Raw genomic sequence first — 11,848 nt, forward strand, 5'->3', positions numbered from 1 at the left:
AGTTATTATTTAAAGTAATAAAAAAATTAAACATAATTAAAAACCATATACATAACGTGATGAGATTACATCACATATAATATCAAAAACAACAAAGATGAAAATTAAATTAGTACTCGTTGCGACAATGTTCGCAGGCATTTCCGTATTCTCACAAGAAATAAAAGTAAAGAAAGGCGAAATACAAATCGACGGAAAATCTGTTGCCAAAATCGATAAAGAGAAAAACAATTATACAATCAGCGATTTGTCGGGAAAAGCATTATTCACTGCTACGATTACCAGTCAAACCCCTTTAAAGAATAATGTTTCCAAAAACTGGTTACAATTGACGGGAAGCAATGGTGTGATAAGAGAACTGGAGCTTATCGACAAAACCAGCTTCTCATTCGGATTTGAAAAACCAATTACACAAAATCTTATATTGAGCGACAATCCTTTGTTGCCAGTATCCGGAATTGATGAAAGCAAAATCAATAGCTTTTTCCAAACCGAAGACCGCAGTATTTCTACAGCAGAAGATATAAGAATAGAGAAAGATAAAGAAACAAATCGTTCAGAAGATGCTTTGGCGGCTGACAACAAAATCTTAATTAGCAGTGTAGGGATTATCAGTGCCAACAACCAAAAAATCGGTTACATTGTTCGTAAAGTAACAGGAACTGATGGGATACAAAAATTCCTTTCCTACACGGTTTTGGACATCAACAAAATCCCTGTTGCACAGATAGATTTTTCCAGCTATGACAAAGCCAATATCCAAAGCGGACTTGTCCTAAAAACATTTGACGGAAAATCCTTCCCGATTAAATTGGCGAATTACACTTCCGAAAGATTAGAATATGATGAGCTTGCACCAAGAGTCATCAAAAAATTATACGCCAATGGTTACACTTTGGGTGATATGAAATCTATGGCCGAGATTGCCCATCAGGAAAATGCAGAAGCTAATAACCAACAGAATAATGATGCAGAAAGCCGAGCCAAAGCAGATTCCAAAAACATATACAACATTCCTGGATATGTTATAGGTAAAGACGGAACTAAAAAAAATGGAGAAATCACTATAATGTTTGAATCTATCGCTGTGAAATTAGGGGTAAACGATACTAAAGCTTACGGAGATACAGCTACGCTGCATAGCAGTGATAAAACTGAATTTCTCAAAGCAAAAGACGGCGTAAAATTTTGTGCAGGAGAAAGATGTTTTATAGGTGTTGCAGGTACAAGTTCATTAGGAGGAAGTGTGTTTTTGGAGATTTTAGAAGAAAAAAACGAAGGATATGTTCTTAATGATTTAAGATACCCGGAAGATTATTATTTGAAATTAGCCAATCAGCCCAAAGCAGTTTATTTAGGTGAAAAAGGCGGTTTTGGAAAAAGAAAGCCTGAGAAAATCAAAAAAGCTTTTGATGAATATGTAAGTTGTCCAACTTTGGATTTTTCTAAGTATGACACCAAAACCAAAGAAGGATTGGTACAGGTTCTTGCCGATTATTCTGCCCAATGTAAAAAATAACCCCTATTAATTATTCATCTTCCTGCTGAATAAAAAGGCGGGAAGATTTTATTCACTATATCTTATGAGTAAAAAATACCTATTGAGTTTTTGCTTTCTAGTCATCTCAATTTTTGTTTTTTCGCAAGAAAAACAAGACAAAGTTATTATTCCGCATATACGTTTGAAAGCAGACAGCAAAAAAGACCATATCTCGCTGCGGTGGGCGGTAGACGAACCTATAACATGGCAAAAAGCAAACAAGACAGGTTTTGTTTTAAAAAGATACACCCTTTCAAGAGATGGCAAGCTTCTGGAGAAACCTGAAGAAAAAGATTTAGGCTTTTTCAAGCCTGCTTCCGAGGCAGAATGGAAAAAAGTTGTCGAAAAAAATGACAATGCTGCTATAGTGGCACAGTCTCTTTTCGGAGAAACTTTTGAAGTGGAAATGGGCGAAAAGCAAGGGAAACTTGAAGGTGTAGTCAACAAATCTCAGGAAGTAGACCAGCGTTTTGCCTATGCATTAATGGCTGCCGATTTGGACTTTGAGGTTGCTAAACTCGCAGGTTGGGGCTACACTGATAAGGATGTAAAAGCTAATGAACGTTATCTGTATTCTGTAAGCATTAATCAAAACAGTAATTCCGGAGTTTCAACTTTGGTAGTGAAAGGAGATGCGGTAGCTTCTGTTTCAACAAATACAGAACTCCCAAAACCATTAGATTTTATAGGAATTTTTAAAGATAAAACCGTTACACTTTCCTGGGAATATTTACAATTGAGAGATACTTACACCTCGTATTATGTAGAAAAATCTGAGAATGGAAGCGCTTTCAAATCATTGGGCGACCTTCCGGTTATGAATATGAATGATGCCGACGGAAGACAGGCACAAGGAATGACATTTGTAGACTCGCTGGCTCAAAATAATTCAAAATTCAGTTACAGAATCAGAGGAAAAACCATTTTTGGGGATTATGGACCCTATTCAGATGCGGTTTCGGGAGAAGGAAAGAAAAGTCTTGAAACAACTCCCAGAATTTCAAATTTTAAGATTGCCGAAGACGAACAAATCACCATCAATTGGGAATTCCCCAAGGAAGCCGAAAAAGATATTGCTTCTTTTGAACTCCTCCACTCTGAAACAGATTTGGAAAATACCTACAAAGTCGTTAAAAATAAAATCCCTGTTATTGACAGAACGTTGGTGACCAAAAGTTTAGCGCCATCTAATTATTATAAAATTCAGGCGATAGGGAAGAACAAGGATAAAAGAGAATCTTTCTCAGTTCTCGCACAACCCAATGATGCAACACCACCAGAAATTCCACTTGAATTTAAAGGAAAAATAGACTCTTTGGGAGTTGTACATCTGCAATGGAAAGCCAACACCGAGAAGGATTTGGAAGGTTATCATATTTTCCGAGGAATCCAAAAGGGAGATGAGATGGTAAGAATTACTCCGCAAGCCATTACGAAAAATACATATAAAGACAATGTGGTTTTAGAAAACCTAAATTCCAAAGTGTATTACTATGTAACCGCTACAGATATAAGGAAAAACCAGTCTAAGCCATCCATCATTTTGGAATTGGAAAAGCCCGACAAAGTAAAACCACAATCTCCGGTTTTTACAGAATATAAGCTGGAAGAAGACGGTAAAATTACATTGAATTGGCTAAGAAGTTATAGTGAAGATGTTGAACTGCATCAGCTGTACCGTCAGGATAAAGACGGAACAGATAAAAGCTGGAAAATGATCTACGAAACAAAAGATATTCAGCCAAATTTCACTTATACCGATAAAAATGTAGAAGCAGATAAACGGTATGTTTATTATCTATTGGCGATTGACAAAAACAAATTGAAATCTGAGAAATCACCTGAAATTACATTAAGGAGCAACAGTTTTGAAGCATTGTCTATTCTTACGAATTTATCAGGTTCAGCCAACAGAAACAAGCATCAGATAGAATTGATCTGGAAAGTAGAATCCAAAAATATGGGAGAAATTTTGGTGTACCGCCAAAAAGGAATAGAAAAACCAACCCTTTGGGGAACATTAACAGGATCACAAAACTTCTTGGAGGATGAAGCGGTTCAAATAGGAAATGCTTATACCTATCTTTTAAAACCAATGCTAAAAACTAAACAGGTAGCAAAAACTGAAAAAATAACCATAGAATATTAAAAAACACAAAAAAATGATGAAAAGGATTTTATTTTTATTATTGATAATGAATGCTGCTTTCCTTTGGGGACAAGGAGGACAGGCAGAATATAAATTCGAATTGTATAATTTAAGGTTTGAAATTAAAAACCCTGTTAAAAATAGTACCTCTTCAAATGTTACACTTACCCTTAAATATGAAGATAATTCGGAAGAGCAAATCTACTATCGCCATATCAGTGAAGAAGAACATGATGAATGGGATTGGAATCTTAATCCACCGATAATAAGAAGTAAAAAACCTGTATCTATTCGTACAACAGGATTTGTGCATTTCAGATCAGGGACTGATGCTTGGTATGATCAAACAGATGGTTTAAATGATTGCAATTTAGATAATTATGATGTAGATACTCACACGCCAAGAATGTCACATATCACATTTAAGACAAGAATTACCCCTGTTCATACATTAATATCCTTGACCGATACAGGAACAACCAATACTTTTTTACCCAGCGATGATAAGGTAAATTTATATGCCAGACAAGGCTTTGCTGCCAATCTATATGGCTATCAGTACAGTGTAGACAATGTAAATTGGGTGGATATTAATCCTGCTTTGTCTGTTTTAAATAAATTGAGTGTTTCGGCAAAAGATATTTTCGGACCTAATTACACCCAATATGTGGGGCAAAATATTTATTTTCGAGCGGCATCTTGTTTATCCGGTGGAACATACCTTTCGGTTTCTCCTCCTGTTGTTCTAACACTTCTTCAGTCTGCTCCTCACATTCTTACAAGCTCAATAACCCCTAATTTATGTTCTTATGACGAAACAGGTACAGCTACACTAAATTTTGACAGAACGTTAATTTCGGGTGAAACATTAAAAATCTCTTTGGTCAATACTGTAACAGGAGCGGCAGTTAATACAGGAGTTCCAAATGGGGATTTAACGACGTTTTTACAAACCAGCACCTCTTATACGTTACAAAACCTTGCACCAGGAACTTATAAATTGGATATACTAGGAACTTTAAATGGGAGTAATGCAACTTATACCGACAGTCCTACCCATACCATTAATTTTGAAATTACAAAACCTACACCGGTTACTTTTGATATGACTTCCAAAACAGATGTATATTGTTTTGAAGGAAATGATGGAGTGATTAACCTTAGTGCAGGTGGTGGACAAAACCAATACCAATACTATGTAACCAAAGACGGACAACCTTTTTTAGATTGGACTAATTTTACAAGCGGAAGCACTACTGCAATTCAAAACTTAGCTTCTGGTGTTTATAAAATAAAAGTAAGAGATTCTAATTTATGTATGGCAAAAGACCCAGCCAATTCAAATCTTGAAAAAGAAATGACGGTAACCATTACCCAACCTTCGGCAGCCATTGCTCTACCAACCGCTGATATTGAAATTGCACAACCATTAGGTTACGGATTAAGCGACGGTTATATTTCGGTAAGAGTGACAGGTGGAACGCCTAATACCGATGGAAGCTATTTTTTTGAATGGAGAAAAGATAGCCCAACTGGAATATTACTTCCTATTACTCAAAGTACTGTTGACGCTACCAATAATCCATTTACAATAAGGCTTAATAATCTTCCTGCCGGAAATTATTACCTGACAGTCAAAGATAAAAACTACGCTGATGCAACTTCTCAATTAGGGAATTGCGGAATTATTTCTCAGGAATTTATTGTAGCACAGCCAGAACCTTTGGTTGCTGTTATTGAAATTGAAAAACAGATTTCATGTAATAGATATAATGATGATGCTTATCAAATAGACATCAATGGAAACGGTATAAATGATAATGCCGAAGATGGAAATCTAAAAGTAGTAGTTACCGGAGGTGTGGGAGCATACGAATATAAATGGCAAATCTTAAATGCAGGAATTTTTCAGGATATTCCAGGAGCAACACAAGCTTTATTATCCAATCGTTCTGTAGGGACTTATAAAATAGAAATAAGAGATTTCAATGGTAATACTACAAGTGCTGAATATACCTTTGTTTTTCCGGCTGAACTAGTAGTTACCACTTCCGCTAATACGATTTCTTGCTACAACCAAAACAGCGGAATCGTTTCTGCCACTGTAACTGGAGGCACAGGCGCAATGTCTTATCAATGGAGTTCAGGAGATAACACGCCAACAGTTTCAGGATTAGCCGGAGGTAATTATTTTGTACTCGTTACCGATTCCAAAAGCTGCAGTGTGAAAAAAAATGTACAGGTTATACAACTAGACCAAATTATCATTGCTGATGTTTCTGTTCAAAATCCTATTTGTTTTGGAGCAAATAACGGAGAAATAAAAACTACTATATCAGGTGGAAAAGTACCTTATTCTATTAGTTGGTCTAATGGAACTAATGGAGTTGATAATGTTGGAATTCCTGCAGGCACCTATACAATGACGGTTACTGATGCTAATGGATGTAGCTCATCAAAGCAATATACATTGACAGACCCTGTACAGCTTACAGTAGATTTAGGAGCAGATGTAACTTTGTGTCTAGGAGATACCCAAGTTTATAATGTAACAATAAACGACCCTCTCGCTACCTATCAATGGAAAGACCAAAATGGGAATGTAATTGGTAATTTGGCAACCATCACTTTGTCGAACGCAGGAACTTATACTGTAATTATTACTGATTCAAAAGGCTGTACAGCGACTGATAGCGTAAAGATTAAAAACTCATCAGAAGTCTTAAATCCTCAGTTTATGTTGGCTACCCACGCTTATGCGGAATCCAGTGTGGTATTGGTTAATACTTCGCCAACTCAGCCGCAAGCGGTAGAATGGATAATTCCAACAAGTAATAATATTCAGGTCATTCAGAAAACAAACAATCTTTTGGAGCTTAAATTTTCAGTTCCAGGTTCTTATGAAATAGGATTGAAAGGAATTCAGGGAGAGTGTGTGAAAACTTTCTACAAAAAAGTGATTGTTGAAGAAAACACTTCAGGAGTTACACTTAATCCTACAAAAGCCTCCAATATCACAGAATTCACAATTCTTCCAAATCCTAATAATGGAGTGTTTAAAGTTTTAGTAGGATTAAGCGAGGAAAAACCAATCAAAATAAAAATTATCGATATGGTTTCCCATGAAGCTTATCCTGCAGTTACTCAGCCGAAAGCTGCTTATTTTGCTGTGCCTTATAACACCTCTCTTCCGGCAGGAACTTACTTGGTTATTCTAGAAACTGCTAATGAAGTATTGGTAAAAAGAATGCTTGTACAATAAAAACAAATGATGATTAAAGACAAAATACAATCCATGAATTTTTATAATAAATTAAAAAGAATACATTACATAATCCTTTGGGCAATTTTTGCTTTTACATTGAATGCCTGTGCAGTTGAAGAAGGAATTCCTGTAAAGGCTGATTTTACAATAAAAGTAGTCAATAATGATTATTCAGTACCTGTAAAAGTAGAAATTACCAACAAATCTACAGGAGCTGACACCTACGAATGGTCATTTGAAGGAGCAACCGTTACAAGTTCCACAGAAAAAAATCCCCAACCTATTACCTATGCAGCAGCAGGAGTATATAAAATAACACTGAAAGCCTCCAACAAAGATGGAAATGAAGAGGAGAAAACAATAGAGGTAAAGGCAGATGCTTCTATGAAGGTAGATTTTGAGTGGCAGATGCAGGGAAGCGATATTTCTCCTGTAACCTTACAGATGGTAGACAAATCACTTGGAGCTACTCAATATTTATGGGAATTTGATGGAGGTAATCCCGCTACTTCCAATGTTCAGAATCCGAGTGTGGTATTTACAACACCAGGAGACCATATTATCAAACTGACGATTTCAAATGGTATGGAAACCTATTCTAGCCAAAAAACGGTAACGATGCAACCTGCGATGACCATTGATTTTAATTGGAGCGTAGATCCTATTGACAATGACTACGAAGCACCTCTATTGCTGCATTTAAATAACTTGTCTACCAATGCATATTCGTATGAATGGGAAATAGCAGGAGCAACGCCTTCTTTATCTGCGGCAACCAATCCTGATGTTAATTTCAGTGCTGCCGGAACATATATCATTATTTTGAAAGCGACCAACGATAAAGAGACCAAAATACTTCAAAAGCAAGTGACAATCCAACCAAATACCAATTTGTTTTCTTTTAGTAATGTAAAATTGGGAATCAGCACTGCTCACTCTACGATTGGGTGCTTCTTTTCTTCCTATTTAGGCACGGTCATTAAACAAGGAGATGTTACTCCTGCGAATGGTTCTAAAATAGATTTTGGATTTTTCGGACTTAACTCTTCCTTTAACTATAATCAATTTGTATCTCCGGATGAAGTTCAGAATACAGCGTTTTCTTCAATTCCAAATGCTACTCATAGTAAAATTGTCAACTCGCAAGAATTGGTAGGAACACAACTTTCAAGCTCAGGATTTAACGCTATTAATCAAGGAAGTGATTTTAATTCAATTACTGTGAATGAAACCAATGCAGGAAAAACTCCTTTCAACAATACAGTCACTCCAAGAGTGGTTTTGTTTAAAACCGAGGATGGCAGAAAAGGGGCAATCAAAATCACAGATTTTGTATCGGCAGGAACAGGCTCATATATATTAGTAGATATTAAAGTTCAAAAACAACCATAATGTTTTTTATGAAAAAGACTTATACCAAAAGTATCACATTATTGCTGTTAATTTCTGCACATACTTTATATAATGCACAAGAGGTGGATTTAGAAAACCTAGGAAAAAAAACAAAAGAGGAGCTGAAGAAAAACCCTTTTAAAATAAGTGGTGGAATTTCAGCTACTTCTGTTTTTTATAGTTCAAATGTCTACAGCGGAAGAGAGCCGTTTACTTATTTCCTTAACGGGAATCTGAATCTCGGATTATACAAATGGTCTATGCCCATATCATACAGTTTAACCAATCAGGGAAGTCAATTGGGATATCAGGTTCCTTTCAAATTTAACAGAATTAGTATAGCTCCAAAATATAAATGGGTAAAGGCTTATATTGGAGATGCCAATATGACATTTTCTCCTTACACGTTCAATGGACTTTTATTTACCGGAGCCGGTTTGGAACTGACACCCAAAATACCGTTGAAAGTTGCCTTAATGACGGGAAGACTCAACAAAGCGGTGGAAGACGACGGAAATCCTAATACAATTCCCGCCTATAAAAGAATGGGATATGGAGCTCATTTGAAATGGGAAAAAGACAAATATAAATTGGGGTTGATTGGATTCTATGCAAAAGATGATGTAGGTTCTCTCAAGATAGCACCTGATGCAAAAGGAGTCTTGCCACAAGAAAACTTGGTACTTTCAATGACAGGAAGTTTTAAACTTGATAAAAATTTGGAGGCTTTCGGAGAATACGCCAATACATCTGTCATAAATGATTTAAGAGCAACAACCAATGGTTCAGTAAAAAAAGGAATTGCATCCAGATTTCTTTCGCCCAATTCTTCTATGGAAAGTTACTCGGCTTTCAATACAGGAGTCAACCTTAAACTGAAAAAAGGAATGGTTGGCATTAGATACGAAAAAATAGACCCGGGATATAAAACGTTAGGAGCTTATTATTTTAATAACGATCTGGAAAACATTACGCTTAATTCTTCTTTCACGATGCTGAAAGATAGGTTGTCTCTTTCTACAAACATTGGAAGACAACGAGATAATCTGGATAATAAAAAAGCTAAGCAAACCAGCCGTTGGGTGGGTGCCGTGAATGCTAATCTTAAAGCCTCTGAGAAACTAATGATTACCGCTAGTTATTCCAACTTTACGATGTTTACCAGCAATCAGTTGAATCAGTTCAACACGATTAATGATAATCCATTAATTATCCAACAGCCCAAAGATTCTATTGATTACAAACAGATTTCGCAAAACACCAATATTAATGTGAATTATATTCTTTCTAACACGAAAGAAAAAGTTCAAAATATCAATTTTAATTATTCATTGAATGATATGGTTAACAGGGAAAACGGTATCGTAAGAAGAGGTGGATTGTCAAGATTTCATAATGCCAATGTGAATTATAATTTAGGTTTCCCCGAAAAGAAAATGAATATTGCGACTTCTTTTAATTTTACCCATACGTACGCTGCTTCGCAGATATCAACAATATGGGGACCTGGCGTAAATGTGACCAAATCCTTCTTAAAAGATGAAAAGCTAAAAACAAGTTTTGGTGCATCTTACAATCATTCGGGAAGTGCGACTGCTAATATTAACGTGATGAATTTTAGATTGGGAGCTAATTATATGCCTTGGAAACAGCATAATTTTAATCTTAATGTTATCCAAATGTTCAGAAATACAGATCAGAATATAGAAAATCCAAATCTCAATGAAATGACTTGTACAGTGGGATATAATTATAGTTTTTAGAATTCAGAAAGATATGTTTGTGGTAATTGGGTGAAGCGATTCAATTGCTTATAAACTATCGAAATGAGATCTAATAAGCATCATAAAAGTGTACTATCAGATAAAACTTAAGAAATCATTCTTTTCAAATAAACAATTATATTTGCAATCCATTTTAACAATTATTTATCATAAACAAATGAAAGAACTAATCGAAAAGATCAACGCAGAATTTGAGGCATTCACCACTGAAGCGAATCAACAATCAGAAAAGGGAAATAAAGCAGCTGGGACAAGAGCTAGAAAATCAGCTTTGGAATTAAGCAAGCTATTTAAAGAATTTAGAAAAGTATCTGTTGATGCAAGCAAAATTTAAGAATTGAAACGCATTTAGTTTAATCCCTGCTTTACAAAAAGCAGGGATTTTTATAGGTATAGGAAATTGCCCAGTCCTAAAAAATTTTACAGGTCATTATTAAACCTGCATAAATTACATACAGGTCACATCTAAACCGATATAAAATAAATAGAGCCTATTTCTTTTCGTAGCAATTATCAATAACTATAAAATAGTTACAGGTTATTATCAAACCTGAAAAAGACCGTCAAATTGATCACGTAATTACGGAGTAAATTATCACTGGAATTTACATTCAATATTCTTTCGTATAGAATTTATATAACACAAAATCCTTATTCCCGTTAGTATTATAAAATATTATTGGACAATCTTACATTCTACCAAATGGTATCTACAATAAAAATGTTATTATTAAGAATCTAAATTCAATATTTTTATAATTGATTTTTCATTTTCTTCATATAAATTATTATCTGATTTTAAAATTAATTGAATTCTTAAATGCTCATCTTGATTTAGCTCTTTCTCAGAATTTCTTTTGGTCTTATCTTTAATTTTCACAATTGCTTTTTCTTCTGTATTTAGTTTTTTAGGAATCAATATTTGGTAATTTTCATAATTGATTTCAGTAAATTTATGCTTCATCTTAAAGAAAAATCCATTTTCTTCAGAACTGCTAATATCTTTTGTAGAAACGCTACAAGAGTACATAAGAATTAGTAATGATAAAAGTCTAATAATTGTTGATTTTTTCATTGGGTGTGTTAGTTTAAATATATTACCATTGTAGAATTAGGAAGATATTTTTTAATTAATGGATTATCCACCATTCAGATAAATCGCCATTTAGAAGAACGTTTTTTATAGTTCTTTTTCAGCTTTTTTCAAAATATTTATAAGTTCTTTTAATTCGTCTTTGTTGAACTCGTTTGGACTTTGATTCATAAAAGTCAAAGGTACTTTTACATAATTCGTCCAGCTTTTACGTCTTTCATTGTAAACACCTCCAAATTCAATATTGCTCATTGTAAGGAACTTATATTTACTTTCTTGACTTGATTTTGTTTCATTTTCCTTCTGTTCCAAAAGTTGAAGGGACTGGATTAATTTAGAAAGCTCAGGTTTTTCAATAGTGTATGTATTTTTTGAGACATTATCAAAGTTTTCATATTCATACATAATTCCAAGAACCGTTTCTGTAGAATCATCAGACATATCCTTTGTAACGATTTTTTGAATATTTAAATTTTTGAATTTAGCTAATTCAACAGTTCGCTTCTCAATCAGTGTTCCTTAATTTTTAGACCACTGTAAGTTGTTAATGGGTCTTTAATGATTGGAGGGGTTATGTTTTGTGCACATACTTAGTGTGCAAAAAACAAAAGAAACTATGGAAATG

At 34.6% G+C, this 11,848-nt stretch carries 8 protein-coding genes; 6 read left to right on the top strand and 2 right to left on the bottom strand.

Going from position 1 to position 11,848, the window contains the following annotated elements:
* The first annotated feature begins 97 nt into the window (after positions 1 to 97).
* The 6 genes from C1634_RS20565 (at position 98) to C1634_RS20590 (ending at position 10,464) form a co-directional block, all read left to right on the top strand.
* Positions 98 to 1,519 carry a hypothetical protein gene (locus tag C1634_RS20565; protein ID WP_123921530.1) on the top strand — a complete coding sequence of 474 codons (1,422 nt, stop codon included), beginning with the start codon at positions 98 to 100 and terminating at the stop codon, positions 1,517 to 1,519.
* Positions 1,520 to 1,583: 64 nt separating this feature from the next.
* On the top strand, positions 1,584 to 3,689 hold the full coding sequence (locus tag C1634_RS20570; protein WP_103234468.1) for a fibronectin type III domain-containing protein: 2,106 nt from the start codon (positions 1,584 to 1,586) through the stop codon (positions 3,687 to 3,689).
* Between the two features lie 13 nt (positions 3,690 to 3,702).
* Positions 3,703 to 6,951 (top strand): SprB repeat-containing protein, encoded by a 3,249-nt coding sequence (locus C1634_RS20575; RefSeq protein WP_228410125.1) that lies wholly within the window; start codon positions 3,703 to 3,705, stop codon positions 6,949 to 6,951.
* A 33-nt stretch (positions 6,952 to 6,984) separates the two neighbouring features.
* Positions 6,985 to 8,346, top strand: coding sequence for a PKD domain-containing protein (locus tag C1634_RS20580; protein WP_103234470.1), 1,362 nt, complete (start codon positions 6,985 to 6,987; stop codon positions 8,344 to 8,346).
* A gap of 8 nt (positions 8,347 to 8,354) precedes the next feature.
* Positions 8,355 to 10,109, top strand: coding sequence for a TonB-dependent receptor (locus tag C1634_RS20585; RefSeq protein WP_109739090.1), 1,755 nt, complete (start codon positions 8,355 to 8,357; stop codon positions 10,107 to 10,109).
* 178 nt (positions 10,110 to 10,287) lie between these two features.
* Positions 10,288 to 10,464, top strand: coding sequence for a histone H1 (locus C1634_RS20590; RefSeq protein WP_103233148.1), 177 nt, complete (start codon positions 10,288 to 10,290; stop codon positions 10,462 to 10,464).
* Positions 10,465 to 10,860: 396 nt separating this feature from the next.
* Here C1634_RS20590 and C1634_RS20595 read toward each other — a convergent pair whose 3' ends face one another.
* Entirely contained in the window at positions 10,861 to 11,205 is a 345-nt protein-coding gene (locus C1634_RS20595) for a hypothetical protein (protein WP_123921532.1), read from the bottom strand.
* 105 nt (positions 11,206 to 11,310) lie between these two features.
* On the bottom strand, positions 11,311 to 11,664 hold the full coding sequence (locus tag C1634_RS20600) for a hypothetical protein (protein WP_103233150.1): 354 nt from the start codon (positions 11,662 to 11,664) through the stop codon (positions 11,311 to 11,313).
* Positions 11,665 to 11,848 lie beyond the last annotated feature (184 nt).

The sequence above is a fragment of the Chryseobacterium viscerum genome, from assembly GCF_002899945.2.
Taxonomy (GTDB): domain Bacteria; phylum Bacteroidota; class Bacteroidia; order Flavobacteriales; family Weeksellaceae; genus Chryseobacterium; species Chryseobacterium viscerum.

Bases quoted from the DNA above. Each gene is read 5' to 3' on its own strand.
- C1634_RS20565 (WP_123921530.1), top strand. From the start codon at position 98: ATGAAAATTAAATTAGTACTCGTTGCGACAATGTTCGCAGGCATTTCC.
- C1634_RS20570 (WP_103234468.1), top strand. From the start codon at position 1,584: ATGAGTAAAAAATACCTATTGAGTTTTTGCTTTCTAGTCATCTCAATT.
- C1634_RS20575 (WP_228410125.1), top strand. From the start codon at position 3,703: ATGATGAAAAGGATTTTATTTTTATTATTGATAATGAATGCTGCTTTC.
- C1634_RS20580 (WP_103234470.1), top strand. From the start codon at position 6,985: ATGAATTTTTATAATAAATTAAAAAGAATACATTACATAATCCTTTGG.
- C1634_RS20585 (WP_109739090.1), top strand. From the start codon at position 8,355: ATGAAAAAGACTTATACCAAAAGTATCACATTATTGCTGTTAATTTCT.
- C1634_RS20590 (WP_103233148.1), top strand. From the start codon at position 10,288: ATGAAAGAACTAATCGAAAAGATCAACGCAGAATTTGAGGCATTCACC.
- C1634_RS20595 (WP_123921532.1), bottom strand. From the start codon at position 11,205: ATGAAAAAATCAACAATTATTAGACTTTTATCATTACTAATTCTTATG.
- C1634_RS20600 (WP_103233150.1), bottom strand. From the start codon at position 11,664: ATGTCTGATGATTCTACAGAAACGGTTCTTGGAATTATGTATGAATAT.